Genomic DNA, 266 nt, shown 5'->3' with positions numbered 1-266 from the left:
AAAGGTACCACTATCTGTACGGCTTTTACCACCAATCGTTTGCGTGACGTCAGCAGTGCACAAATAAGTGTTGTCACCTTCGGCAGTATCGCAGCTTACGTTTTCTACTTTTTCAAGCGTTGGCATCATCCCTTCCATCATGCCGCTCACAGCTTTTGCCATCTCATCATTGCCCGCATTTGCCATAGCATCATCCATCATACTGTTGGCCTTATCATACTGAGCTTGGATAAGTGCCTCTACATCGCTTTCAGAAGGACCACTAG

General features: G+C 46.6%; 1 protein-coding gene. It reads right to left on the bottom strand.

All coding sequences use genetic code 11. The features are described from left to right. Window positions 1–266: hypothetical protein (locus tag AAEZ00_RS21410; RefSeq protein ID WP_351089937.1), on the bottom strand; the 266-nt coding region annotated here is incomplete at both ends.

It is taken from the genome of Shewanella sp. S1-49-MNA-CIBAN-0167 (assembly GCF_040310145.1).
GTDB lineage: Bacteria > Pseudomonadota > Gammaproteobacteria > Enterobacterales > Shewanellaceae > Shewanella > Shewanella psychromarinicola.
This window is presented reverse-complemented; position numbering and strand designations above follow the sequence as displayed.